This window comes from Tepidicella baoligensis, assembly GCF_013432195.1.
Classification (GTDB): Bacteria; Pseudomonadota; Gammaproteobacteria; order Burkholderiales; family Burkholderiaceae_C; genus Tepidicella; species Tepidicella baoligensis.
Map to the genome: position 1 here is coordinate 511,323 of NZ_JACCDB010000001.1, position 25,426 is coordinate 536,748.

The following is a 25,426-nucleotide window of genomic DNA, read 5'->3' on the forward strand; positions in this document are numbered from 1 at the left end:
CCGGTTGACCGGGAATGTGGCGGTGTTGCAACATTCCCGGCCCATGTCATACTTCACACCGGCCATGCCGCGACTCAAGCGGCTTCTGAGCTTGTCACCGTAAACGCTTGATGCTAAGGTGATTTCTCGCAAGAAATGGTAGAGGTTTCTGTGCAGCAAACTACGAGCAATCGCCTGAGGTCAGGCCCGTCGGCCCCCGGCCCCCAACCGCAGGTTTCTGCCACGCGCCATGGCTGGCGGGCCGTCGCTGCTGCGGTGGTGCTGGCATCGGCCGTGGTGGCCGACCAGGCTTGGGCGCTGGCCCTGGGCCGCATCCAGGTCCAGTCCCTGCTCGGTGAACCGTTGCGCGCCGAAATCGACGTTCCCAGCATCACAGCCGAAGAGCGCTCCTCCTTGCAGATCGGGATTGCCACACCCGAACGCTTCCGGGCAGCCAACATGGACTTCAATGCCCTGCTGCAGGACGTGAAGCTGGAGCTGGTGCAGCGCCCCGACGGGCGCACCATGATCCGCCTCAGCAGTGAGCGCGTGGTCACCGATCCCTTCCTCGACGTGGTGGTCCAGGCCACCTGGAACAACGGCCAGTTGCTGCGCGGCTACACCCTGCTGTTCGACCCGCCCAATCTGCGCCCTGCGCCGTCTCCCCTGCTGCCCGCGGCCCCCGCGGCACCGGTGATCACCGAGGTACGTCCCGCTACCCCGGTGCCGCCCCCAGCCACACCCTCGGCTGCCCCAGCCCCCGTGACCGCGCCCCGCCCTCCCGCGCCGGCCCCCGCCGCCCCGGCAGCCACCGAAGTGGCCGTCCAATGGGGGGACACGGCGGGGCGCATCGCACAGGCCCATCTGCCCGCCGGCGTTTCCCTCGACCAGATGCTGATCGCCATGCTGCGGGCCAACCCGCACGCGTTCATGGGCAACAACGTCAACCGCCTCATGGCAGGCGTCGTCCTCAACCTGCCCGACGCACAGGAGGCGGCTGCCATCAACCCGGCCGAAGCCCGCCAGTTGGTGGTGGCCCAGAGCCGGGATTTCAACGAATACCGGCGCCGACTCGCCGGCATGGCACCCGCCCAGGCCACCCCTGCACCCACCCGGTCCGCCGCGGGCACCGTACAGGCAGAGGTCACCGACCAGCAGCCCAGCGCCACCGCGCAGGACCGGCTCACCCTCGCCAAAGGCACGGAGCCTGACCCACAGACCGAGCAGATCGCCCAAGCCCGCCAACAGGAGGCCGATCAGGCCCGCACCCGCGAACTCGACCGCAACCTGCAAGAGCTGCAACGTTTGCAGGAAGCCGCCCAAACGGTGACGGTTCCCCCCGCTGACGCTCCGCCTCCAGCCACCGCGCCGGCTGCCGAGCCACCGCTCCCGGGTCCCGCCATCGAGGCCCCCGTTCCCCCTCCGCCCCCGACCGCACCGGCCGCAGCCCCCGCTCCTGCAGTGGGCTCCTGGATGCAAAGCCTCACCGCGCATCCTTATGCCCTGCCCGCTGGCGGCGGCCTGGTGGCGCTGCTGGCCTTGCTGGGCCTGCTGCGCTGGCGTCGTCAGCGTCAGGAAACGGCCCTGGCCGAACAGGACGAGCCCGCTCCTTCGGAATACAGGGCGGCCGAAGGCCAGACGGTGGACACCAGCGAGGAAGCTCCGGTTTCGTCGATGATGTATTCACCCAGCCAACTCGACGCCGGCGGGGACGTGGACCCGGTGGCCGAGGCCGACGTGTATCTGGCCTACGGGCGTGACCGCCAAGCGGAGGAAATTCTGCAAGAAGCCATCCGGCTGCATCCGGAGCGCCTGCCAGCCCGGCTCAAACTGCTGGAGATTTACGCCCAGCGCAACGATGTCAACGCCTTCAACGCCGCCGCCGCCGAGGTCCATGACCTGACCGGCGGCACCGGTCCGCAATGGCAGCAAGCCCGCGAGGCGGGCCTGAAGGTGGATCCAGACAACCCGCTCTACCTCAAGGGCGCAGCCCCGGCCGAGAGGCCGGATGACGCGCCTCTGAGCGAGCCGCCGGACATCGACCTGAACTTCGACGCCCCCGAGTCACCCGCCACGCCCGAGGGCACGCCGAGTACCGACCGGCCCGAAAGCGGCGCCGATGACGGCCTCGAAGCGCCGCGCCAAGCCGACAACGCCAAGAAGACCGATCTGGCCTCAGAGACGTCCTCTGCCTTCGATCTCGACTTCAGCGAACTCGAAGCGCCTGAAGCGAGCCCCGCCCCCCCACCCGCCGATCAGGCCACCGATCTGCCCGCCGAGGTCAAGGATCTGTCGCTGGATCTCGACCTGGATCTGGACACACCGACCGCACCACCCCCGGCAGCCACGGACGGCGGCCTCCCTCCCCGGGAGGAAGACCCCATGGCCGGCTTCGAACTCGACGAAACGCTGGGCGACAACGACCCGCTGGAAACCAAGCTTTCGCTGGCCCGGGAGTTTCAGGCCATTGGCGACACCGAGGGGGCACGCTCGCTGGCCGAGGAAGTCGAAGCCGAAGCCAGTGGTGAGCTCCGGGAGCGTGCCCGGGCCTTCCTGTCCGAGCTCTCCTGAGCGCTCGCTCCACCCACAGGCTTGCTGTGCGGATCGCGCTCGGCATCAGCTACCAAGGCAGTGCCTACCAGGGCTGGCAAAGCCAGCCGAGCGGCCAAACGGTACAGGACCGCCTGGAGCAGGCTTTGGCCCGGTTCGCCGATGTACCGGCCATCGGCACCCTGTGTGCTGGCCGGACCGACGCCGGCGTCCACGGCCTGGGCCAGGTGGTGCACTTCGACACCGACGTGCACCGGCCCATGAACTCCTGGGTACGCGGAACCAACCGCTATTTGCCTGCGGACATCGCCGTGCAGTGGGCCCGTGAAGTCCCCGACACCTTCCATGCCCGCGCCAGCGCCATCACCCGGCGCTACGCCTATGTGCTGCTCGAATCACCGGTACGCCCCAGCGTCGAGACCGGCCGCGTGGGTTGGGTGTTTCGCCCACTGGACCTCGCAGCCATGCAAACCGCTGCCGCCCACCTCATGGGCGAACACGATTTCAGCTCGTTTCGGGCGGCCCAATGCCAGGCATTGTCGCCTGTCAAGCACCTGCAGCGCATCGACATCCAGCGCCGTGGCGCTTACTGGCGCTTCGATTTCGAGGCCAATGCCTTTCTCCACCACATGATTCGGAACATCATGGGCTGCCTCGTGGCCGTCGGCCAAGGGCTGCGCCCTCCCGAATGGATGGCCCAGGTGCGCGATGCCCGCAGCCGCGAAGTGGCCGCCCCCACTTTCGCACCCGATGGCCTGTACTTTCTCGGCCCGGTGTATGAAGCCCATTGGGGTTTGCCCGATACGGTGCCGGGCTTCGATTGGCTGCCCTGAACGGGCCGCCATAATGGCGTCATGCAGCGCACCCGAATCAAGATCTGTGGCCTCACGCGCGAGGAAGACGTGCGACACGCCGTGCATGCGGGGGCCGATGCCATCGGCTTCGTGCTCTACCCGCCCAGCCCGCGCGCCGTCTCACCGGAACGCGCGGGTGAACTGGCCCGCTGGCTGCCGCCTTTCGTCACGCCCGTGTTGCTGTTCGTCAACGCCACGGCCGATGAGGTGCGGGCCGGGGTGGCCGCCGTCCCCCATGCCTTGCTGCAGTTCCACGGCGACGAGACACCCGCCGAGTGCCTCGCCCATGGCCGCCCCTACATCCGCGCTGCCCGCGTACCCACGGGCGATGGCGCGGCGGGCTTCGATCTCCTAAAATACGCCGAGCAACATGCCGCCGCGCAGGCCATTTTGCTGGATGCCCACGTGCCGGGCTACGGTGGCGGCGGTGTTTCCTTCGACTGGACAGCCTTCCCTTGGTCACACCCGCAACTCAACGCCGGCGTTCGCCTCGTCTTGTCTGGTGGACTCACACCTGCAAATGTGGCCGACGGCATCCGTCTCGTGCGTCCTTGGGGCGTTGACGTCAGCTCCGGCGTGGAAATCGCCAAAGGCCTCAAAAGCCCGGAGTTGATCGATCGCTTCATCGAGGCGGTGCGGCTGGCCGATGCCGCCTGACCTCCCCTGCACGAACACGGTCTGCTGGCCCACGAGCCGAAACTTGCAGCCGATCCACTGGGCACCCAACGCATCACGAGCCATGTACGCATACCACCAACCCGACGCCCGCGGCCACTTCGGCCCCTACGGCGGCAGCTTCATCAGCGAAACCCTCACCCACGCCATCAACGAACTGCGCCAGGCCTACGCCAAGTACCAGCACGACCCCGAATTCCAGCGCGAATTCCGCTATGAGCTGGCGCACTTCGTGGGCCGCCCCTCGCCCATCTACCACGCCGCGCGCACCAGCCGCGAACTGGGCGGAGCGCAGATCTTCCTCAAGCGCGAGGACCTCAACCACACCGGCGCGCACAAGATCAACAACGTGATCGGCCAAGCCATGCTCGCCAAACGCATGGGCAAGCCGCGCATCATCGCCGAAACCGGTGCGGGCCAGCACGGCGTGGCCACCGCCACCATCTGCGCGCGCTACGGACTGGAATGCATCGTCTACATGGGCGCCGAGGACGTGAAGCGCCAGAGCCCCAACGTCTACCGCATGAAGCTGCTCGGTGCCACCGTGGTGCCGGTGGAGTCCGGCAGCAAGACGCTGAAAGATGCGCTCAACGAGGCCATGCGCGACTGGGTGACGAACGTGGAAAACACCTTCTACATCATCGGCACGGTGGCCGGCCCGCACCCCTACCCCATGATGGTGCGCGACTTCCAGAGCGTGATCGGCGAGGAATGCCTGAAGCAGATGCCCGAGATGCTGGCCGACCTCGGTTTACCCGGCAACGGCAGCGAGCGGCAACCCGACGCGGTGGTGGCCTGCGTGGGCGGCGGCAGCAATGCCATGGGCATCTTCTACCCCTACATCGCTCACGAGGCCACGCGCCTGATCGGCGTGGAAGCGGCCGGCGAGGGCTTGGACAGCGGCAAGCACTCGGCATCGCTGCAAATGGGTCAACCCGGCGTGCTGCACGGCAACCGCACCTACATCCTGCAGGACGACAACGGCCAGATCACCGAGACGCACAGCATCAGCGCGGGCCTGGACTACCCCGGCGTGGGTCCCGAGCACGCCTGGCTCAAGGACATCGGCCGTGCCGAATACGTGGGTATCACCGACCAGGAGGCGCTCGAAGCCTTCCATCACCTGTGCCGCACCGAAGGCATCATCCCCGCGCTGGAGTCCAGCCATGCCCTGGCCTACGCCATGAAGCTGGCCCAGACGATGCGGCCCGACCAGTCCATTCTGGTCAACCTCTCGGGCCGGGGCGACAAGGACATCGGCACCGTGGCCGACCTGTCGCAGGCCGACTTCTACTGCCGCCCCAGCTGCCGCGGCCAGTCCGTCAAGGGCGGCGTGGAGCACGCAGTGGCCAGCGTGGGGGTGCGTTCATGAGCCGCATTGCAACCACCCTCAACCAGCTCAAGGCCCAGGGCCGCAAGGCGCTGATCCCCTACGTCACCGCCGGCTTCCCCTACGCGGACGTGACCCCCGAACTCATGCACGCCATGGTACAGGCTGGCGCCGACATCATCGAACTCGGCGTGCCGTTTTCCGATCCCATGGCCGACGGCCCGGTGATCCAGAAAGCGGGCGAGAAGGCCCTCAGCTTGGGCATCGGCATGGCCCAGGTACTGGACATGGTACGCGCCTTCCGCCAGACCGACGCCACCACGCCCGTGGTGCTGATGGGCTACGCCAACCCGGTGGAGCGCTACGAGCTCAAACACGGCCCTGACAGCTTTGCCCGCGACGCCGCTGCGGCGGGTGTGGACGGCGTGCTGATCGTGGACTACCCGCCAGAGGAATGCGAAGCCTTTGCCGCCACCCTCAAAGCCCGCGGGCTGGATCTGATTTTTCTGCTGGCCCCCACCAGCACCGACGAGCGCATGGCGCAGGTCGGTCGCATCGCCAGCGGTTATGTCTATTATGTGTCGCTCAAGGGCGTGACCGGAGCGGGCCATCTGGACACCGCCGCCGTGGAAGCGATGCTGCCGCGCATCCGCCGGTATGTGAACACCCCGGTGGGCGTGGGTTTCGGCATCCGCGATGCGGCCACAGCCTGCGCAGTGGGCCGCACGGCGGACGCCGTGGTCATTGGCACCCAGCTGCTGCGGCTGATCGAACACGCGCCCCGCGACGAGGTGGCACGAACCGCCGCCGACTTCCTGCGCGGGATTCGCCAAGCGCTGGACGGCTTGAGCGCATAATCACGCCCACACCAGCAAGGAGAAGACCATGTCCTGGCTTGAGAAGCTGCTCCCCCCCAAAATCACCCCGTCGGAGCCTGGCAGCCGCCGCTCCATTCCAGAGGGCCTGTGGGTGAAATGCCCCAGCTGCGATGCCGTGCTCTACAAAAACGATCTGGAAAAGAACCAGAACGTTTGCCCGCATTGCGCACACCACCACCGCATCGGTGCCCGTGCACGGCTAGACGCCTTTCTGGACGCCGAGGGCCGCTATGAAATCGGCCAGGAGGTCATCCCAGTCGATCCGCTGAAATTCAAAGACAGCCGCAAATACCCCGAGCGCCTGAAAGAAGCCCTGGAAGCCACGGGCGAGACGGATGCACTCATCGTCATGGGCGGCTCGGTCATGAGCATCGAGCTGGTGGCCGCGTGCTTCGAGTTCGACTTCATGGGCGGCTCCATGGGCTCGGTGGTCGGTGAGCGTTTCGTGCGTGGCGTGGAAACCGCGATCGAACAAAAAGTGCCCTTCTTGTGCTTCACCGCCACGGGCGGCGCGCGTATGCAAGAAGGGCTGCTGAGCCTGATGCAGATGGCCAAAACCAACGCGGCACTGACCCGCTTGGCCCAGAAAGGCCTGCCCTATATCAGCGTGCTGACCGACCCCACCATGGGCGGCGTGAGCGCGGGCTTTGCCTTCATGGGCGATGTGGTGATCGCCGAACCCAAGGCGCTGATCGGGTTTGCCGGCCCGCGTGTGATCGAGAACACCGTGCGCGTGAAGCTGCCCGAAGGCTTCCAGCGCGCCGAATTCCTGCAGACCAAGGGGGCCGTGGACTTCATCTGCGACCGGCGCCAACTGCGCAGCACCGTCGCCAACATACTGGCCATGCTGCAGCGCCAGAGCGCCGACGCGGTGGCCTGACGGCTGCCCCCCGGAGCCCGGCGTGACGAAGCTGCCGCTCTTCCCGCTGGGCACCGTCCTGTTGCCGGGCGGTCGCCGGACTTCAAGCAACGCCTGCTGACGCTGGTCAGCCCGTTGCTGCGGCTGGAACGGGTGGGGGATGCGTTGGAGCCACTGGGCATCGCCCACTGAACTCTGGCAGAGCCCTCACGGCAGCAGACTGAGCGCATGCATGTACCGCGCCTCGATCATCAACTCGTCCCAAGGCAGCGGGTAACCCTGGGGCAACAGCTCCTGCCGGCGTTGTTCGCTCACCTCGTTGGGCCACCAACGGCCCTCGAGTTGCGCCTGGCTCAAACCGTCGATGAGGTCGTCGATGGGTTCACCATCGTTTTCGATGCACTGGTTGCACAGCAGCACCAGGTCGCAGCCGGCTTGCAGGGCGGTGATGGCCGCCTCGGTGTAGCTCACTTCGCGGCCGTCGATCTGCCGGGCGCCGGCCATGCTCAGGTCGTCGCTGAAGACGGCGCCGGTGAAGCCCAGCTGGCCACGCAGAATGTCGTTGAGCCAGCGCGACGAAAACCCCGCCGGGCGGCTGTCCACCTGGGGGTAGATCACATGGGCCGGCATGACGCTGCTCAAGCTGGCGTTGAGCCAGCCATAGGGCGCCGCATCGTCGGCCAGGATGGCTTGCAGGGGGCGATCGTCCACGGGGATGTCCACATGGGAATCGGCCTTGACGTAACCGTGGCCGGGGAAGTGTTTGCCACAGTTGCGCATGCCGGCCTGCATCAGTCCATGCATCAGGGCTTGGGCCAACAGGGTGGTCACGCGGGCGTCGCGGGCGAAGGCCCGGTCGCCGATGACGCTGCTGCCGCCATGGTCCAGGTCCAGCACCGGGGTGAAGCTGAAGTCCACCCCACAGGCGCGCAGCTCGGCACCCAGCACGTAACCGGCCGCCGTGGCTGTGTTGCAGGCTGCCAGCGCCGCCTCGCTTTCCTGACCCGGCTGGCCTGCGAACCACAGCTCGCCCAAGACCCGCATCGGCGGCAGGTGGGTGAAACCGTCGGTGCGGAAGCGCTGGACGCGACCGCCTTCGTGGTCCACACAGATGAGCAGATCGGCCCGCACCTTCTTGATCTGCTTGCACAGCTTGGTGAGCTGCTCGCGGTTGTCCCAGTTTCGGGCAAACAGGATGACGCCACCCACCAAGGGATGGGACAGACGGCGCTTGTCGGCCTTGCTCAGGCGGGTGCCCGCCACGTCGATGATGAGGGGAGCGTGCTGGATCATGGTGTGTATCGAGGGTTGTGCTGTTCCACCACCACGAAGCTGGCGGCGTAGTCGGATTCATCGGACAGGGTCACATGCGCGCGCAGACCGCGGGCATCGAACCACTCCTTGAGGCTGCCGTGAAGCACCACGGCGGGCTGACCACTGGGCAGGTTGAGGATTTCGCAATGGCGCCAGGTCATGGGCATGCGCATGCCCAGCCCAATGGCCTTGCTGAAGGCTTCCTTGGCCGAAAATCGCGTGGCCAGGTAGCGCAGGCCACGCTCGGGCCAGCGCTCGCGGCGCTGGCGCCAGATGACCAGCTCCTGGTCGCCCAGCAGCTTGGCCGCCAAGCGATCCCCGTGCCGCTCCAGGCTGGCACGGATACGGCGCAGGTCACAGATGTCGTTGCCGATGCCGTAAATCATCAACTTTTCAGCGCTGTGCCGCCGCGATACAGGCCAGATACGCCCGCACGGTCGCGGCATAGCCCAGCTCCAGCGCGTCGGCGATCAGGGCGTGACCGATGGACACCTCACTGACGCCGGGCACCGTGCGCAGGAATGGGGTGAGGTTGTCCCGGTTCAGATCGTGCCCCGCATTGACCGCAAGCCCCGCATCCAGCGCCGCCTGCGCGGCGGCGGCAAAGCGCTCCAGTTGCTGTGGCAACGCCTCGCCCCCCTGGGTGTGGGCGGCGGCATAGGGTTCGGTATAAAGCTCCACCCGGTCGGCCCCCACCGCCTGGGCGGCCGCCATCTGCTCGGGCTCGGCATCCATGAACAGACTCACCCGCACACCGAGCGCCTGCGCCTCGGCGATGAGCGGTCGCAGCCGATCGGCATCGTCCGGGAAGCGCCAGCCGTGGTCGCTGGTGAACTGGCCCACGCTGTCAGGCACGAAGGTGAGCTGGTGTAGCGGCAGGCCGCGCGCCTTCACTTCGCGCGCCACGTCCATGAGGTTGTGGAACGGGTTGCCTTCGATGTTGTATTCGCGATCGGGCCAAGCCTGCAGCAGTTCGGCCAGATCGAACACATCGTGCCGGCGTATGTGTCGCTCATCCGGCCGGGGATGCACCGTGATGCCGTGCGCACCGGCCTGCAGGCACAGGGACGCGGCGCGGGTGACACTGGGTATGCCCAGATGGCGGGTGTTGCGCACCAGCGCGACCTTGTTGACGTTGACGGACAAGGCCGTGCGAACGGAACCGGTGGGGGACATGCGATAGAGCTCCAGCGGGTGGTCAGGCCATGGCGGCATCACCCCACAAGGCGTTGCACGTCGGCCAGCAGTTGGCGCGTCTGGAAGACCCGCACCCCGCTATGGTAGTGCAGCACCTCGCGCAATTGGCGCCGCAGGGCACCGGAGCGGTCGTCCTGCACCAGCGGACACAGGGCCAGAAACGGCTGCTCGGCCTGCAGTGCCGCTTCCAGCGCCGACCACTGCGCGCCGGTGCAGGCGGGCTGCTGGGCATGCGTCTGGGGCAGCAACCCTTGTTCGGAACGCAGCAGGTAGCCCCGCTGGGGCACCAGCGGGGCCAGCGTGCCACCTTCTTGGTCCAGCGCGGGCAACAACCCGGTATCCCTCAGCAGCAGCAGTTCAAAGGCGCGCAGCACCGCCGGCTGGGACACCCCTTGCGCCAGCGCGGCCACGGCCTGTGCATAGTGATCGAACAGGCGGGGGTGGGGATCGTCGCGCGCCAGCAGTTTGAGCAGCAGCTCGTTCAGGTAGTAGCCTGCCAGCAATGCGTCGCCTTGTGGCATGAGCTGCCCGCCTTGCCAGTGCGCCGCCTTGAGCGTGCGCACCTCGGCATCACCGCCCCAGCCCAGCCGCAAGGGCTGCAACGGCAGCAACACCGCACGAAACTGCGAGGTGGGCCGCTTCACACCCTTGGCCACCAGAACCACGCGGCCGTGCTGACGGCTGAACACGTCCAGGATCAGGCTGGACTCGCTCCAGTCGTGCCGGTGCAGCACGAAGGCGGGCTCGTCGTGTACGCGCGGCTGACGGGCCGATGCCTGGGCCATGGATCGGGGGAAGAGTTACTCGTAGCCGAAAGCGCGCACGCGGGCCTCGTCGTCGGCCCAGCCGGAACGCACCTTGACCCACAACTCCAGGAACACCTTGCCGCCCCACAGCCGCTCCAGCTCCAGCCGCGCCTCGGTACCGATGCGCTTGATCTTCTCGCCCTTGTCGCCGATGACCATGGCCTTGTGGCCGTCCCGCTCGACCACGATCGTGGCGGCAATCCGGCGCAGCTTGCCTTCTTCCTCGAACTTGTCGATCACCACCGTCGAGGTGTAGGGCAATTCGTCGCCGGTGAGACGGAACAGCTTTTCGCGCACCATCTCGGCCGCCATGAAGCGCTCGCTGCGATCGGTGAGTTCCTCGGGGTCGTACATCCAGTCCTGCTCGGGCAGGTACTTTTCCACGATGGCGTAGAAGCGCTGGACGTCCTTCGCGTTCTTGGCCGACATGGGCACGAATTCGGCAAAGGGGTGGCGCTCCTGCATGCTGCGCAGCCAGGGCGCCAACTCCCCCCGGCGATGCACCATGTCGAGCTTGTTGGCCACCAGGATCACCGGCAGATGGGGCGGCAACAGGGCCAGCACCTTGGCATCCGCCAGGTTGAAGCGGCCTGCCTCCACGACGAAAACGATCACGTCCACATCCGCCACCGCGCCCAGCACGGTCTTGTTGAGCGAGCGGTTCAGGGCGTTGCCGTGCCGCGTCTGAAAACCGGGCGTGTCCACGAACACGAACTGGGTCGCCCCCATCGTGCGCAGGCCGGTGATGCGATGCCGCGTGGTCTGCGCTTTGCGGGAGGTGATGCTCACCTTCTGGCCCACCAAGGCATTGAGCAACGTGGACTTGCCGACATTGGGCTTGCCCACGATGGCGACGAATCCACACCGCTTCGGGCCGGCAGCGGCCCCGGATTCTGCGCCGGCAGGGATCGCCTCCGACCCTTTTTCGGCTGCCACGCCAGGCGGCGGCACCGGTTTGTGCAGGGCACGCGCCAGCATGGCTTCCAGATCGTCCTGCTCGGGAGAAGGGGGGGCAGAGGGGTTCATGACGCGCGTCGTTTCAACAAATCGAGCATGGCCGCCGCGGCAACCTGTTCGGCGGCACGGCGCGAAGCACCCTGGCCACGCGCGGTACAGCCCCATTCGCTCACCTCGCAGACCACATCGAAAGTCTGGCGATGGGCCTCACCGTGGGTGGCCACCACATGGTAGATGGGCAGCTTCATTTTGCGCCCCTGCAGCCACTCCTGCAAGGCGGTCTTGGCATCCTTGCCCTGTGCGCTCTGACCAGGGCTCAGATCCACCTCGGCATAGAGGCGGCGCACCATCGCATTGGCGGCATCGAATCCCGCGTCCAGATAGACGGCACCGATCACCGCTTCGAGGGCGTCGGCCAGAATCGAGGGGCGCTGCCGACCGCCAGAGCGAACCTCGCCTTCCCCCAGGCGCAGCAACCGGGGCAGATCGAGCCGCTGCGCCAACTCGTGCAAGGTGTCTTGCTTGACCAGATTGGCGCGGATGCGGGACAAATCGCCTTCCGACTGACGGCTCAGCCGCTCGTACAGCAGGCCGGAGACGGCCAGATTCAACACCGAGTCGCCCAAAAACTCCAGCCGCTCGTAATGGTCGGCCGAATAGCTGCGATGCGTCAACGCCCGCTCCAGCAGGCCGACGTTGAGGAAACGGTGACCGATGCGCGCCTGCAGCGCCGCGAGATCCGGGTTCAAGTCGGGTTCGACTCCACTCAACGGGTGCGCCCCTGGTACTTCATCACCAAATAGGCGGGGCCCACCAAATGGATTTCCTTCTCGTAGGCAAACTCGACCACCACCCGGTCATTGACCTTGCTGATTTCCAGGTCACGGCCGCTGATGGCCTCGAAATAGTCGGCCGCTCTGGCGCGATCGAACGCCGCGCGAATCTCGCCCACGGTGTTGCCAGACTCGGCCGCACGCTGCGCCGCCTTCAAAATGGCCTGGTACTCCAGATAGGTCGGGACCACTTGCGCGGCGACGACGCCAGCGACCGCAACCACTATGCCGATCAAAACGATGCCGATGAACGTGATTCCGCGCTGATACTGCCTCATGCCCTTGCTCCGTTGTCGTCTTCTCGGCACATCTTAATCAATGACCAGACGTCTTCATCACTCGAACCGGCCGATCCGGCTGAAATCACCAAAATTCATCCAGACGAAAAAGGCTTTGCCCACGATGTTGGCTTCAGGCACGAAGCCCCAGTAACGGGAGTCCAGGGAGTTGTCGCGGTTGTCGCCCATGAGGAAATAGTGCCCTTCAGGCACGGTACACACCACCCCTTCGACGCTGTAGCGGCACTGGTCCTTGTGTGGGAAATCCACCGTGCCGGGTATGAAGGCGGGGCGATCCGCATCGTTCAGGGTGAGGTAGGTTTTGCCTCCCAGTGTTTCGGCAAACTGCAGCGAGTAGCGCATGCTGCTGCTGTCGTAAAACTCGGGGCGCGGCGTTTTGACGACCGGCTCCCCATTGATGAACAACTGCTTGTTCAGGTAGGCCACCTCGTCGCCCGGCAACCCCACCACCCGCTTGATGTAGTCGAGCGTGGGCTGGGGCGGGTAGCGGAACACCATCACGTCCCCGCGTTGGGGGTCGTGATTGGCAATGATCTTGGTGTGAATGACCGGCAGCCGCACGCCGTAGTGGAATTTATTGACCAGGATCAGGTCCCCCACATGCAAGGTCGGGATCATGGAGCCGGAAGGAATCTTGAATGGCTCGAACAGAAAAGAGCGCAGGATGAACACCACCAGAATCACCGGGAACAGCCCGGCGGTCCAGTCCAACCACCACGGCTGCATCAGCAGTTTCTGCTGCGCTTCTTCGATGTTGACAGCCTCGGCCTTCACGCCCATGCGGGCCAGTTCCGCCTCGCGCTGGCGGTGCTCCGCCGCGAGCCGCTCGGCTGCGGCCCGGCGCCGGGGCAGGAAGTAAAGCCGCTCGGCAAACCAGTAAATCCCGGTCACCACCACGGCCAGCAGCAGCAGCAGGGAAAAGTTACCCTCGATCGCCCCCAGGTACCACGCCACGCCGTAGCCGACGAAGGCGGCCAGCACCACGCCGGTGATCGTGCCCATGTTCTGGTCGTTCATCATTCCTCCACTTGCAGGATGGCCAGGAATGCCTCCTGCGGCACCTCCACCGAGCCGATCTGTTTCATGCGTTTCTTGCCCGCCTTCTGCTTTTCCAGCAGCTTGCGCTTGCGGGTGATGTCACCCCCGTAGCACTTGGCCAGCACGTTCTTGCGCAGGGCCTTGACGGTCTCACGGGCAATGATGTTGGCCCCGATGGCGGCCTGGATGGCGACGTCGAACTGCTGACGGCTGATGATCTCGCGCATCTTGGTCACCACCGCGCGGGCACGGTGCTGCGCTTGGCTGCGGTGCACGATGATGGACAGGGCATCGACCTTGTCGCCGTTGAGCAGGATGTCCACCTTCACCACGTCGGACGGGCGGTACTCCTTGAACTCGTAGTCCATGGACGCATAGCCGCGGCTGACCGACTTGAGTTTGTCGAAGAAATCCAGCACGATCTCGCCCAGCGGCAAATCGTAGGTCAGCATGACCTGTTTGCCGTGGTAGGCCATGTTGATTTGCACGCCGCGTTTCTGATTGCACAGCGTCATCACCGGACCCACATACTCTTGCGGCATGTACAGGTGCACGGTGACGATGGGCTCGCGAATTTCCTGGATACGCCCCTGCTCTGGCATCTTGGAGGGGTTCTCCACCATCACCACCTCGCCGTCACCCTTGACCACTTGGTACACCACACTGGGCGCGGTGGTGATGAGGTCCTGGTTGAACTCGCGCTCCAGCCGCTCCTGCACGATTTCCATGTGCAACAGGCCCAGGAAACCGCAGCGGAAACCAAAACCCAGAGCCTGCGACACCTCGGGCTCGAAGCGCAACGCCGCATCGTTGAGTTGCAACTTCTCCAGCGCGTCGCGCAACTGGTCGTATTCGCTGGCTTCGGTCGGGTAGAGGCCGGCGAACACCTGCGGCTGCACCTCCTTGAAGCCAGGCAAAGGTTCGGTGGCGGCGGTCAGGTGGGCACCGCTGCTGGTCTTGACGGCGGTGATGGTGTCGCCCACCTTGGCGGCCTTGAGCTCCTTGATGCCCGCGATCACGTAGCCCACCTCACCCGCGTTGAGGGTATCGCGCGGTTCGTTGTGCGGGGTGAACACGCCCAGCTTTTCCGCGCTGTACAGGGCCTCGGTGGCCATGAGCTTGATCTTGTCGCCCTTGTTCAAGCGGCCATCGACCACACGCACCAGCATGACCACGCCCACGTAGTTGTCGAACCAGCTGTCGATGATCATGGCCCGCAGGGGCCCATCGGGGTTGCCGCGCGGCGGCGGCACCTTGGCCACCACCAGCTCCAGAATGTCATCGATGCCCATACCGGTCTTGGCTGAACAGGGGATCGCTTCGGAGGCGTCGATGCCGATGACGTCCTCGATCTCCTGCTTGGCTCGCTCGGGATCGGCCTGCGGCAGGTCCATCTTGTTGAGCACCGGCAGCACCTCGACGCCCAGGTCCAGCGCGGTGTAGCAGTTGGCCACCGTCTGCGCTTCCACGCCTTGGCTGGCGTCCACCACCAGCAGCGCGCCCTCGCAGGCGCTCAACGACCGGCTCACCTCGTAGGAAAAGTCCACATGGCCGGGGGTGTCGATCAGGTTGAGGTTGTACGTCTTGCCGTCCCGAGCCTTGTACTGCAGGGCGGCCGTCTGGGCCTTGATGGTGATGCCCCGCTCTTTTTCCAGATCCATGGAATCGAGCACCTGCTCGCTCATCTCGCGATCGCTCAGCCCGCCACAGCGCGAAATGAGGCGGTCGGCCAGGGTGGATTTGCCGTGGTCGATGTGGGCAATGATGGAAAAATTGCGGATGTGGTTCATCGCTGAGGTTTCAAAACAAAACGGGCGCGTCGGCTGCGGACGCACCCGTGGCCAGCGATGATGTGCCGCCGGCGGTCAACCCTTCATTGTAAGGGCTAAGGCGGAAACCGTCGCTTTCAGCGCGCGTCGGGGCGGATCAGCGCATACTGCGCCCAGTCCCCGCGTCTGATCAGCATGTTGACCGGTCGATCCTGGGGCAGACCCGCCACCGCGGCCTCGAAATCGGCCATGTTCGCGATTTGGCGGTTGCCCACGCCGACGATCACGTCCTCCTCGCGCAGGCCCGCTCGGGCGGCAGGCCCTTGCACACCGACGATGAGCACGCCGCCATCGACCTTGAGCTCGCGCTTCTCGGCGGCGCTGAGTTCGCGCACCGTCAGGCCGAGCAACTCGGAAGCCTTCGTGGCCTTGGGCGCTTCGGCAGGGGAAGAGCCTGCCCGGGCCACCTGCTCGTCCTCGAACGCCCCGACGGTCACGGTCAGCGTGCGCTCGGCCCCCCGGCGCCAGACCTTGACCTGGACTTTCGACCCCGGCGCGGTATTGCCCACGATACGCGGCAGGTCGGACGATTTCTCCACCGCTTTGCCGTCGAAGCTCAGGATCACGTCACCGGGCTCGATGCCGGCCAGGGCGGCAGGCGAGTTGTTCTCCACGCCCCGAATCAGCGCTCCTTCTGCCCGCGGCAAGCCCAGCGAATCGGCGAGTTCGCGGCTCACGCCGTCGATGGCCACGCCGATGCGCCCGCGCGTGACCCGCCCGGTGGCACGCAGCTGATCGGACACCCGCACCGCCTCATCGATGGGGATGGCAAAGGAAATCCCCTGGAACCCGCCGGAGCGCGAATAGATCTGGCTGTTGATGCCCACCACCTCGCCGCGCATGTTGATCAACGGACCACCGGAGTTGCCGGGGTTGATCGCCACATCGGTCTGGATGAACGGCAGATAGTCGCCGGTGTCGCGCTGCTTGGCACTGACGATGCCGGCCGTCACCGTGTTCTCCAGGCCAAAGGGTGAGCCGATGGCGATCACCCATTCCCCGACGCGCAGGCGGCTCACATCGCCGATACGCACCGCCGGCAGCCCTTCGGCCTCGATTTTGACCACCGCCACATCGGTGCGCCGGTCGGCGCCGACCACCTGGGCGGTGAACTCGCGCTTGTCTGGCAACGTCACGATCACCTGGTCAGCGCCCTCGACCACATGGGCATTCGTCATGATGTAGCCATCAGCACTGAGGATGAAGCCAGAACCCACCCCACGAGGACGCTCGATTTCCGGCCCCTGTTCCTGGCGGGGCTGGGGGCCGCGCGGCACCATGCCCGGCGGCACCGGGATACCGAAACGGCGGAAAAATTCGAGCATCTGCTCTTCGGGGCTGGCGGGCCCCGCGCCCCGTCGCACCCGCTCGATGGTACGGATGTTGACCACGGCAGGCCCCACCGCCTCGACAAGTGAGGTGAAGTCGGGCAGGCCACGCACCTCCACTGGCGCAGGCTGCAGCGTCGTCACGGGCGGCACGGGATTGGCCACTGCGGCGGGCTGCGCGCCCACGACGCCGTGGTTCACCGCCCACAACACCGCCACCAGCCCCAGGGCGGCGGCACCGGCCACACCGTAGCGTTTCCATGGTTGATTCACAGACGTAGAAGGCATCTCATCTCCGTACTTGAAAGCGGGCCCCGCCGGGCAACGCCACCTCTCGGGCAGACCTGGATCAGCGCGTGCGCTCCAGCGCCTGAACGAACATATCCAGCGTCTCGGCGGGGACCTCACCCAGCGCCGTCACCCAATGATCGCCCACGCGACGCGAAACCGAGTGGATGGCACCGTCGGCTGCGGTTTTTTCCTTGGTGTGCCGTTTGGCGTCAAAGGTTTCCAGAAACAGCGAGACCGAAGCCAGGCCGTCAGAGAACACCCACTGGACCGTGCTGGACGCTGCAGGCTCGGCACGGACGTAGCAATTCATGGGCTGAAAACCGGGTACTTCGGCCTTCAGCCGCCAACCTTGCGCTTCCGGCGTGGTCTTGCGCCACTCGGGCTGCACCACCTTGTAGCCAGCCGTGTTCTCCATCTGGCGCACCAGCGCGTCCATGCGCACCGGGGCATCGAGCTGCAGCTCGGTAAAGGCCACCTGCTCCAGCACCCGACCTTCGGCGCTGCGAGTCTGCATTTTGATCACCAGTCCGGTGGCTTTTTCAGACCAGATGCGGTAGCCATGCCGCAGACCGTCCTTGGGCACGAAATCGACCACCACCGCATCATGACCTGCCACCCGCTCGCTGCCCACGACACGGGCCGCGTAGAAAGCTTCGATCTGCTGCCCCGGGGCGCGCAACAGGTCGGGGAACAAGCGCAAGGCTTCACGCCGCTCCTTGAGCACGACCTTTTGCTCCGGGACGAAGGTCATCACCTCGTCGTTGCGGCGCAGCGTGGTGCGGGGCGCTCCGGTCAGTGTTTCGATACGCTCCAACTGCTGCACGCCGTCGCACACATGCCAGATTTTGGACACCGCCATGTCGGCCCCGCTGGACACCACGAAGGTCCCCACGTAGGCACGACGGCGGGAGGCCTCATGCAACCGCTCCAGCCAGTCGCGTATCCCCATGTCGGTCACTGCCATCGCAGCCTGGGGATGCGCCCCGGATGACGACGAGGGCAAGGCTTGGGCCTGCACGCCGGAGCCGAGCAACGCCGACACAGCGAACAGGGCCACGCCCCAGGACGACAGCACGATGCGCTTGCTCATGAGTGGTCAACGTTGCGGGGCTTCATACGTGGCATTGCGCAGAAAACCCGCAGGCATCTGCAGTGCGGACATACCGCCCAACTGGCGGTGGGCGGCGAGAAACTCCTCCAACTGCGGGTCGCGCAGCATCACGCCTTGCGGCGTGATGACCGCCTGCAACGGGGCCTGCCCGGCAGCCGGCGCCTGGGCCAGCTGCGGCCCGGCCGCACTCAACGGGGTGGCAACGATCTGCCAAGCCACCGCCGCCACCGCCACCAAAGAGGCGACACCGGCCACCATTTTCCAGCGAAACACCGCGTCATTGGCCGCCTCTGTTGCCGCTGCCGCCGCTGGCAGACGCCGTTCGGCCGCCCCTCGAGGCTGGACCTCCTCACGGGCGATGCGGGCCATCACCCCCGCGACGAAAGCGGGATCGGCCGGCATTTCCGGCTCTCCCCGCAGGGCCTGACCCACGCAGTGAAAACCGGTCCAGGCCTGGTGCAGCTCAGCCGACCCTGCCATGGCCGAGGCGACCATTCGGGCCGTATCCAGACCGCATTCACCATCGACCAGCGCCGACAGCCGCTCAGGCAGCGACACCCCCTCATCCACGACTGACGAGCGGAACGATCCCTGCGCGGCCGCAGAGGCTGTGGGGGTGTGCGTTGTCTGCATGGTCTTACACTTCCAAAAAACCTGGGCTGGGGTCACCAGCGCTTGCCGGTCTGCCGCTCCAGCAGCGGTTTGATCCGTGCCGAAATGGCTTCCCGGGCCCGGAAAATGCGCGAGCGCACGGTCCCGATCGGGCAGTCCAGCGCCTGTGCAATTTCCTCGTAGCTCAGCCCCTCGATCTCGCGCAAGGTGATGGCCTGACCCAATTCCTTGGGCAGGGCCTCCATGGCGGCATTGACGGCTTCGGCAATCTCTTTGCTCGCCAGCACCGCCTCCGGCGTCTCGGCATCGGCTACTTGGGCATTTAGTTCGTGTTCGACGCCGGAAGTTTCATCGTCTTCCGACGACTTGAGCGCACTCATGAGCACCACCGGATCGCGTTTGAGCTCCATGAGCTGTTTTTTCGCGGTATTGACCGCGATCCGGTAGAGCCAGGTATAAAACTGTGCCTCGCCCCGGAACTGCCCCAGCGCCCGGTAGGCGCGGATGAACGTCTCCTGCGCAATGTCCTGCACCAGATCGCCGTCGCGGACCATCCGCCCCACCAGCCGTTCGACCCGGCGCTGGTATTTCATCACCAGCATTTCAAAGGCGCGCTGATCCCCTGCCAGGGTGCGCTGCACCAGCAGAAAGTCGGCGTCGGGAGGGGAGGCGTTGGGGTCGGTCATGCGGAATCTGGCCGGCAAATATAACCGATCGCCTGCCCACGACGGCCCGGCGCATCGAAATCAACGACCGCCGGTGGCGAACACGGCTCGGCGCATCATGGCCCAGCCCTGCGGATCGTCACGCCGCAGCAACCAGATCCAGGCCGGTGGGCCGCTGCGGGGGTGCACGCGAAGCAGCAGCGCCTGCTGCAGATCGAGCACGCACTCGATGCGGGTGACAGGAACCGCCCGGCCGCCATGGCGCACGAGCAGAGACCAGCCACCAGGATGGCGACCCGGCGCACCGGCCGTCCAGACCAGGTTTCCCTGCCTGCGGGAACGCAGGCCCCAACCGCACCAGAGCAAGCACAACGAGCCGGCGGTGGCCGACAGCCACCATGCGCCTGGCAAACCGGCGCCTGTCCAAGCCCAGGCCCAGACGGCCAGACCGATGGCCCAGAACCCGCCCAGAGCGGCCAGCACCCAGATACCGGGCGACGACGCCCCGAAGGGATGGCTCGCATCGGGTGGCCCCGTCATCGGCTGAGGCGGGTGGGCAGGCCCGCAGCGTCAGACCCGCTTGAACACCAGGGTGCCGTTGGTGCCGCCGAAGCCGAAATTGTTCTTCATGGCCACGTCGATCTTCAGGTCCCGCGCGGTGTTGGCGCAATAGTCCAGGTCGCACTCCGGATCCTGGGTGAAGATGTTGGTGGTGGGCGGGCTTTTCTGGTGATGCACCGCCAGCACGGTGAACACGCTCTCGATGCCACCCGCACCACCGAGCAGGTGCCCGGTCATGGACTTGGTGGAATTCACCACCACCTTGCGGGCATGATCTCCCAGCGCGGCCTTGATCGCCTGAGTTTCATTGATGTCGCCCAGCGGGGTGGAAGTCCCATGGGCGTTGAGGTAATCGACCTCATCGGCGTTCACGCCGGCGTTGCGCAGGGCGTTCAGCATGGAGCGGCGCGGGCCGTCCATGTTGGGCGCGGTCATGTGCCCGGCGTCGGCGCTCATGCCGTAACCGGCGAGCTCGGCATAGATCTTGGCGCCGCGAGCCTTGGCGCGCTCGTACTCTTCGAGGACCATCACGCCAGCGCCTTCGCCCAGCACGAAGCCGTCGCGGTCCTTGTCCCACGGGCGGGAGGCGGTTTTCGGGTCGTCGTTGCGGGTGGACAGGGCGCGCATGGCTGCAAAGCCACCGATGCCCAGCGGCGACACGGTCGACTCCGCCCCCCCGGCGATCACCACGTCGGCGTCGCCGTACTCGATCTTGCGGGCCGCCTCGCCAATGCAGTGCAGGCCCGTGGTGCAGGCCGTGACCACCGCCAGGTTCGGCCCCTTAAAGCCAAACCGCATGGACACGTGCCCGGAAATCATGTTGATGATCGAGGCCGGCACGAAGAAGGGCGAGATGCGGCGCGGGCCACGGTTCGTCAGTTCGGCGTGGGTTTCCTCGATCAGGGGCAGCCCACCGATGCCGGAGCCGATGATGCACGCGATGCGGCACGCCTCCTCTTCCCCCAGTGCCTCGCCCGTGGGCAGGCCAGCATCCTGCACGGCCTGCACGGCGGCGGCGATGCCGTAATGGATGAAGGTGTCCATGGTCCGCGCCTCTTTGGCGCTGATGTAGGACTCCAGGTCGAAACCCTTGACCTCGCCCGCAATCTTGCAGGCAAAGTTGGAGGCGTCGAACTTGGTGATGAGGTCGATGCCGGACTGCCCGGCGATCAGGTTGGCCCAAGCCTGCTCCACCGTGTTGCCCACGGGGGAAATGCAGCCCAGACCGGTCACGACGACACGGCGACGGCTCATCGGCGGATCAGCCCTTCTGGTGGGCCAGCGCGTAGTCGATGGCGTTTTGCACGGTGGTGATCTTCTCGGCGTCTTCGTCGGGAATTTCGATGCCGAACTCGTCTTCGAGGGCCATCACCAGTTCCACGGTGTCGAGCGAGTCGGCGCCCAGATCGGCCACGAAAGCCTTTTCATTGGTCACCTGGGACTCTTCCACGCCGAGTTGCTCGGCAATGATTTTCTTCACACGTGCTTCGATATCGCTCATAGTTCCCTCTGAGGGTGGTTAAAAACAGTCATGCCATTTTAGCCGGGGCCTACAAGACCCCTGCAAAACGGCTGGGGGCGAATGTTATCAGGCCATGAACATGCCGCCGTTGACGTGCAGTTCCTGCCCCGTCACGTAAGCGGCCTGCGGACTGGCCAGATAGGCCACGGCATGGGCAATGTCGGCCGGTTTGCCGAGGTGCCCCAACGGGATCTGATTCAACAACGCCTGCTGCTGGGCTTGCGGCAGGGCGGCGGTCATGTCGGTCTCGATGAAGCCCGGCGCCACGCAGTTGACGGTGATGTTTCGGCTGCCCAGTTCGCGCGCCAGCGCTCGGGTCATGCCGGCCACACCGGCCTTGGCGGCGGCGTAGTTGGCCTGCCCGGGATTGCCCGATGCCCCCACCACGCTGGTGATGCTGATGATGCGGCCATAGCGCTGTTTCATCATGGGTTTGATCACGGCGCGGCTCAGGCGAAAGACGGCCTTGAGGTTGGTGTCCAGCACGGCGTCCCAGTCCTCGTCCTTCAGACGCATGGCGAGCATGTCGCGGGTGATGCCGGCATTGTTGACCAGCACATGCAGCGCCCCGTGCTCCTTGACGATGGCATCGACCAGCGCTTCGACCTCGGTGAGCTGGTTCACGTCCAGCCTGGCGCCGCGGCAGCCCTCATGGGCCGACAAGGCCTGGGAAATCTTGGCCGCCCCTTCGTCGCTGGTGGCGGTGCCGATGACCTTGAGGCCTTGTCTGGCCAGTTCCAGCGCGATGGCCGCGCCAATGCCACGCGAAGCCCCCGTGACCAGGGCCACCTGGCCCGCAAAAACGGTTTCAGACATGCGCTCCTCCTTCGATGCAGCCCAACAGGGCCTGGACTTCGGCGAGGGTGGCCGGATCGTACAGGGCGGCACTGGCCAGTTCGGCGTCGATGCGCTTGACCAGGCCGGCGAGCACTTTACCGGGACCACACTCCACCACCGTGGTGATGCCGCGCGCTTTGAGCGCCTGCACGCACTCGACCCAGCGCACCGGGCCAAAAGCCTGGCGGTACAAGGCATCGCGGATGCGGTCGGGGTCGGTTTCCACCGCCACGTCGATGTTGTTGAGCACCGGGATCTGCGGCGCGGCGAACGTCGTGAGCGCCAGCTTCTCTTTCAGTCGTTCGGCGGCGGGCTTCATGAGGCTGGAATGGAACGGCGCCGACACCGGCAGCGGCAACGCACGCTTGGCACCGTTGGCCTTGAGCACCTCGCAGGCCTTCTCGACCGCGGCCTTGCTGCCGGCGATCACCGTCTGAGCCGGATCGTTGAAGTTCACGGCTTCGACCACCTCGCCGCTGCCGGGGGGAAAAGAGGCTTGGGCTTCGACACAGCCGGCGCGGACACGCTCGGCGTCCATGCCCAGAATGGCGGCCATCGCGCCCATGCCCACCGGCACCGCATCCTGCATCGCCTGCGCCCGAAAGCGCACCAACGGCGCGGCCTGAGCCAGCGTCAGCACACCGGCAGCCACCAAAGCGGAATACTCGCCCAGCGAATGCCCGGCCATCGCCGCCGGCAGTGCCCCGCCTGCCGCGCGCCAGACGCGCCAAGCGGCCACACCGGCCACCAGCATCACCGGCTGGGTGTTGGTGGTCAACGCCAGCACCTCTTTCGGGCCTTCATGGATCAGTCGGGCCACATCCTCGCCCAGGGCGTCGGAGGCCTCTTTCAAAGTCTCGGCCACCACTGGGTGGTCACCCCAGGCGTCGAGCATGCCCACCGACTGCGACCCCTGGCCGGGGAATACGAACGCAAACGTCATCTGTTTCTCCTTTCGTTGCTCCCGGGGAACCCTCACAGGCGAACCAACACCGCCCCCCAGGTAAAGCCCCCGCCCACGCCCTCCAGCATCAGCAACTGGCCGGGCCGCACCTGCCCGGCGCGCACGCCGTGGTCGAGCGCCAGCGGAATCGAAGCGGCCGAGGTGTTGCCGTGGTCGTGTACGGTGACGACCACCTTGTCCATGGACAGCTTGAGCTTGCGCGCCGTGCTCTGCATGATGCGGATGTTCGCCTGATGCGGGATCAGCCAGTCGATGTCGGCGTCCACCATGCCGGCCTTGGCCAGCGTAGCGCGGGCGGCATCTTCCAAAAGCCCCACGGCCAGCTTGAATACCGCCTGACCGTCCATTTTGAGGAGCGGATCGCCCAGCACCTGCCCGCCGCTGACCGTGCCCGGCACACACAGGATGCCGGTGTGACGGCCATCGGCATGGATGTCGCTGGCCAGGACGGCCGGGCCGGAGCCGTCGTGTTCGGTGGCCTCCAGCACCACGGCGCCCGCGCCATCACCGAACAGCACACAGGTGGTGCGGTCGTTGAAATCGAGCAGGCGCGAAAACACCTCCGAGCCCACCACCAGCGCACGCTGTGCGGCGCCGGTCTGGATCATGGCATCGGCCACCGTGAGGGCGTAGATGAAGCCGCTGCACACCGCCTGCACGTCGAACGCTGCACCACCGGCCGCGTCGGCCTGCCCCTGGGCCTGCGCCACTTCCGACAGCTTGCGCTGCAGGATGGAAGCGGTGGAGGGGAACACCATGTCGGGCGTGGACGTGGCGACGATGATGAGATCGATGTCGCCCACCTGCCGCCCGGCGGCTTCCAGGGCCTTGAGGCAGGCCTGCAGGGCCAGGTCGCTGGCGTTGACGCCGTCGTCCGCGTAATGGCGGGCACGAATGCCGGTGCGCTCGACGATCCATTCGTCACTGGTCTCGACGCCCCGGGCCGCGAGCAGGGCCACCAGGTCGGCATTGGTCAGGCGCTTGGGCGGCAGATAGCTGCCGGTGCCGGTGATGCGGGAATAGCGTTTCATAGAATGCGTGTTCAGATGCCGGACCGCAGCCGGCATTCAGGAGTTCGGAGCCGGGACGGCATCGGCCTCGGCGGTCGACATCAGCGGAGCCGCCCGGGCGATGCGGGCACGCACCCGCTCCAGCAATTGGTTACGGGCCGCATCATACGCGCGAACCAGGGCCTGCTCGAACGCGTAAGCGTCGGCCGACCCGTGGCTCTTGAACACCAGGCCGCGCAAACCCAGCAACGCCGCGCCGTTGTAGCGGCGGTGGTCCACCCGGTGCTTGAAGGAGGTCAGCACCGGGGAGGACACCAGGGCCGCGAAACGGGTGTACCAGCTGCGGGAAAACTCCTCGCGAATGAAGCCACCGATCATGCTGGCCAGCCCTTCGCTGGCCTTGAGCGCCACATTACCGACAAAACCGTCGCAGACCACGATGTCCGTCGTGCCCTTGAACAGATCGTTGCCTTCGACATTGCCGTGGAAGTTCAGGTCGCCGCGCTCGGCGGCCTGGCGCAACAACTGACCGGCTTGCTTGATCACGTCGTTGCCCTTGATCACCTCTTCACCGATGTTGAGCAACCCGACCGTGGGGGCTTTCTTGCCGCCCGCAGCCACCAGGGCCGACCCCATCACCGCGAATTGCAAGAGATGTTCGGCCGTGCAGTCCACGTTGGCACCCAGATCGAGCACCGTGGTGGCCTGCCCTTTGACGTTGGGCATCTGAGAGGCGATGGCGGGCCGGTCGATGCCTTCGAGCGTTTTCAGAACATAGCGGGCAATGGCCATCAACGCCCCGGTGTTGCCGGCCGAGACGGCCACTTGAGCCGCGCCCTCCTTGACCTGGGTGATGGCGACCCGCATGGACGAATCCTTCTTGCGGCGCAAGGCCACTTCCACCGGATCGTCCATGGCCACGACTTCGCTGGCCGGCACGACCGCGCACCGAGCCGGATCCAACCCCGCCGGCAGAGGGAGCAGCGCTTCGGACTGCCCCACCAAGATCAGCCGCGCATCCGGATGGGCCGCCTGGAAGGCCGCACACGCAGGCAGGGTGACAGCCAGTCCATGGTCACCCCCCATGCAATCCACCGCGATGGTGATCATGGACAGTCTTTCAGACG

At 66.0% G+C, this 25,426-nt stretch carries 26 protein-coding genes; 6 read left to right on the forward strand and 20 right to left on the reverse strand.

Annotated elements, in window-relative coordinates; genetic code table 11:
- The first annotated feature begins 135 nt into the window (after positions 1–135).
- From HZS63_RS02385 to accD, 6 genes are all read left to right on the forward strand, one after another.
- The gene (locus HZS63_RS02385) at positions 136–2,550 is read left to right on the forward strand and encodes a FimV/HubP family polar landmark protein (protein ID WP_180682408.1); all 2,415 of its coding nucleotides are present in this window, start codon (positions 136–138) and stop codon (positions 2,548–2,550) included.
- Between the two features lie 26 nt (positions 2,551–2,576).
- Complete coding sequence (gene truA, locus HZS63_RS02390) at positions 2,577–3,362, forward strand: tRNA pseudouridine(38-40) synthase TruA (protein ID WP_180682409.1); 786 nt, start codon at positions 2,577–2,579, stop codon at positions 3,360–3,362.
- Positions 3,363–3,383: 21 nt separating this feature from the next.
- Complete coding sequence (locus tag HZS63_RS02395) at positions 3,384–4,040, forward strand: phosphoribosylanthranilate isomerase (protein WP_180682410.1); 657 nt, start codon at positions 3,384–3,386, stop codon at positions 4,038–4,040.
- A gap of 82 nt (positions 4,041–4,122) precedes the next feature.
- Entirely contained in the window at positions 4,123–5,430 is a 1,308-nt protein-coding gene (gene trpB, locus HZS63_RS02400; protein WP_180682411.1) for a tryptophan synthase subunit beta, read from the forward strand.
- A complete protein-coding gene (trpA, locus tag HZS63_RS02405; RefSeq protein WP_180682412.1) occupies positions 5,427–6,245 on the forward strand; it encodes a tryptophan synthase subunit alpha in 819 nt (272 codons plus the stop codon). Before trpB ends, trpA begins: the two co-directional genes overlap by 4 nt.
- A 28-nt stretch (positions 6,246–6,273) precedes the next feature.
- Positions 6,274–7,146, forward strand: coding sequence for an acetyl-CoA carboxylase, carboxyltransferase subunit beta (gene accD, locus HZS63_RS02410; RefSeq protein ID WP_180682413.1), 873 nt, complete (start codon positions 6,274–6,276; stop codon positions 7,144–7,146).
- Positions 7,147–7,332: 186 nt separating this feature from the next.
- On the opposite strand, the gene nagZ is transcribed toward accD, so the two are convergent.
- From nagZ to plsX, 20 genes are all read right to left on the reverse strand, one after another.
- Complete coding sequence (nagZ, locus tag HZS63_RS02415; protein WP_180682414.1) at positions 7,333–8,418, reverse strand: beta-N-acetylhexosaminidase; 1,086 nt, start codon at positions 8,416–8,418, stop codon at positions 7,333–7,335.
- Positions 8,415–8,825 carry a holo-ACP synthase gene (acpS, locus tag HZS63_RS02420; RefSeq protein ID WP_180682415.1) on the reverse strand — a complete coding sequence of 137 codons (411 nt, stop codon included), beginning with the start codon at positions 8,823–8,825 and terminating at the stop codon, positions 8,415–8,417. Before acpS ends, nagZ begins: the two co-directional genes overlap by 4 nt.
- Positions 8,826–8,832: 7 nt before the next feature.
- Positions 8,833–9,615 carry a pyridoxine 5'-phosphate synthase gene (locus HZS63_RS02425; RefSeq protein ID WP_180682416.1) on the reverse strand — a complete coding sequence of 261 codons (783 nt, stop codon included), beginning with the start codon at positions 9,613–9,615 and terminating at the stop codon, positions 8,833–8,835.
- Positions 9,616–9,653: 38 nt separating this feature from the next.
- Entirely contained in the window at positions 9,654–10,421 is a 768-nt protein-coding gene (gene recO / locus HZS63_RS02430; protein ID WP_180682417.1) for a DNA repair protein RecO, read from the reverse strand.
- 15 nt (positions 10,422–10,436) lie between these two features.
- Complete coding sequence (gene era, locus HZS63_RS02435) at positions 10,437–11,468, reverse strand: GTPase Era (protein WP_180682418.1); 1,032 nt, start codon at positions 11,466–11,468, stop codon at positions 10,437–10,439.
- Positions 11,465–12,148: a ribonuclease III gene (rnc, locus tag HZS63_RS02440; RefSeq protein WP_180682419.1), complete on the reverse strand. Its 684-nt coding sequence runs from the start codon at positions 12,146–12,148 to the stop codon at positions 11,465–11,467. The genes era and rnc overlap by 4 nt, the downstream gene beginning before the upstream one ends.
- 17 nt (positions 12,149–12,165) lie before the next feature.
- Entirely contained in the window at positions 12,166–12,510 is a 345-nt protein-coding gene (locus HZS63_RS02445) for a DUF4845 domain-containing protein (RefSeq protein ID WP_180682420.1), read from the reverse strand.
- Positions 12,511–12,567: 57 nt separating this feature from the next.
- Positions 12,568–13,533, reverse strand: coding sequence for a signal peptidase I (lepB, locus tag HZS63_RS02450; protein WP_180682538.1), 966 nt, complete (start codon positions 13,531–13,533; stop codon positions 12,568–12,570).
- 14 nt (positions 13,534–13,547) lie between these two features.
- Positions 13,548–15,359 carry a translation elongation factor 4 gene (gene lepA, locus HZS63_RS02455; protein WP_180682421.1) on the reverse strand — a complete coding sequence of 604 codons (1,812 nt, stop codon included), beginning with the start codon at positions 15,357–15,359 and terminating at the stop codon, positions 13,548–13,550.
- Positions 15,360–15,475: 116 nt separating this feature from the next.
- Positions 15,476–17,014 carry a DegQ family serine endoprotease gene (locus HZS63_RS02460; RefSeq protein WP_180682422.1) on the reverse strand — a complete coding sequence of 513 codons (1,539 nt, stop codon included), beginning with the start codon at positions 17,012–17,014 and terminating at the stop codon, positions 15,476–15,478.
- A gap of 61 nt (positions 17,015–17,075) precedes the next feature.
- On the reverse strand, positions 17,076–18,107 hold the full coding sequence (locus tag HZS63_RS02465) for a MucB/RseB C-terminal domain-containing protein (RefSeq protein WP_180682423.1): 1,032 nt from the start codon (positions 18,105–18,107) through the stop codon (positions 17,076–17,078).
- Between the two features lie 6 nt (positions 18,108–18,113).
- Positions 18,114–18,761, reverse strand: coding sequence for a sigma-E factor negative regulatory protein (locus tag HZS63_RS02470; RefSeq protein ID WP_219339051.1), 648 nt, complete (start codon positions 18,759–18,761; stop codon positions 18,114–18,116).
- 32 nt (positions 18,762–18,793) lie between these two features.
- Positions 18,794–19,426, reverse strand: a complete 633-nt coding sequence (gene rpoE, locus HZS63_RS02475; RefSeq protein WP_180682424.1) for an RNA polymerase sigma factor RpoE — start codon at positions 19,424–19,426, stop codon at positions 18,794–18,796.
- 60 nt (positions 19,427–19,486) lie between these two features.
- Positions 19,487–19,945, reverse strand: a complete 459-nt coding sequence (locus HZS63_RS02480) for a hypothetical protein (RefSeq protein WP_180682425.1) — start codon at positions 19,943–19,945, stop codon at positions 19,487–19,489.
- A 30-nt stretch (positions 19,946–19,975) separates the two neighbouring features.
- Positions 19,976–21,220, reverse strand: coding sequence for a beta-ketoacyl-ACP synthase II (gene fabF / locus HZS63_RS02485; protein WP_180682426.1), 1,245 nt, complete (start codon positions 21,218–21,220; stop codon positions 19,976–19,978).
- A gap of 7 nt (positions 21,221–21,227) precedes the next feature.
- Positions 21,228–21,467 carry an acyl carrier protein gene (gene acpP / locus HZS63_RS02490; protein WP_180682427.1) on the reverse strand — a complete coding sequence of 80 codons (240 nt, stop codon included), beginning with the start codon at positions 21,465–21,467 and terminating at the stop codon, positions 21,228–21,230.
- 87 nt (positions 21,468–21,554) lie between these two features.
- Complete coding sequence (fabG, locus tag HZS63_RS02495) at positions 21,555–22,304, reverse strand: 3-oxoacyl-ACP reductase FabG (RefSeq protein WP_180682428.1); 750 nt, start codon at positions 22,302–22,304, stop codon at positions 21,555–21,557.
- Positions 22,297–23,268: an ACP S-malonyltransferase gene (gene fabD, locus HZS63_RS02500; protein WP_180682429.1), complete on the reverse strand. Its 972-nt coding sequence runs from the start codon at positions 23,266–23,268 to the stop codon at positions 22,297–22,299. Before fabD ends, fabG begins: the two co-directional genes overlap by 8 nt.
- A 32-nt stretch (positions 23,269–23,300) precedes the next feature.
- Positions 23,301–24,320 (reverse strand): beta-ketoacyl-ACP synthase III, encoded by a 1,020-nt coding sequence (locus HZS63_RS02505; protein ID WP_180682430.1) that lies wholly within the window; start codon positions 24,318–24,320, stop codon positions 23,301–23,303.
- A gap of 36 nt (positions 24,321–24,356) precedes the next feature.
- Complete coding sequence (gene plsX / locus HZS63_RS02510; protein ID WP_180682431.1) at positions 24,357–25,409, reverse strand: phosphate acyltransferase PlsX; 1,053 nt, start codon at positions 25,407–25,409, stop codon at positions 24,357–24,359.
- Positions 25,410–25,426 lie beyond the last annotated feature (17 nt).